Genomic DNA, 419 nt, shown 5'->3' on the forward strand with positions numbered 1-419 from the left:
CTCTATAATATTGATTTAGCAGTAAGCGAAAAGGATTCGCAAAAAGGCAAAGAATGGTTCGTTAAAGACACAACTCTTAGTGGAGTTTTTGCGGCAGTCGGAAAGCATATTAAGATTGAAAAGAGTTGGACAAAGAAGGAACTCTCTGAATTTGCTAACAAAGGTTTTACAACTCTTCGTGACAGAATATTGGAGAAGGGTTTTGACCTTTCAGAGTTTACTGCCGAATACAATTCACTTTCAAGTCGTCAAGTAAACATTGGAAATTTCATTCGCAAGGTGATAATGAACTATACCTACGAATTGATTCAGGGAAATAGTCCCGTATGGAAAGTGATTTTTGAAGAATCAAAAGAAAAGAGATAGCCATGACAGGAAAAGAAATGTTATCTCAATTCATTGTTTCACTGAATGACTAT

Annotated in this window: 1 protein-coding gene; it reads left to right on the forward strand. The window is 35.6% G+C overall.

Translation table 11 applies throughout. The annotated features are described in order from the left end of the window. Window positions 1-366 (forward strand): hypothetical protein (locus tag E3E36_RS12225; protein WP_167895620.1); only part of this gene is annotated, 366 nt, incomplete at its 5' end. Window positions 367-419 lie beyond the last annotated feature (53 nt).

This window comes from Thermococcus sp. M36 (assembly GCF_012027355.1).
Taxonomy (GTDB): Archaea; Methanobacteriota_B; Thermococci; order Thermococcales; family Thermococcaceae; genus Thermococcus.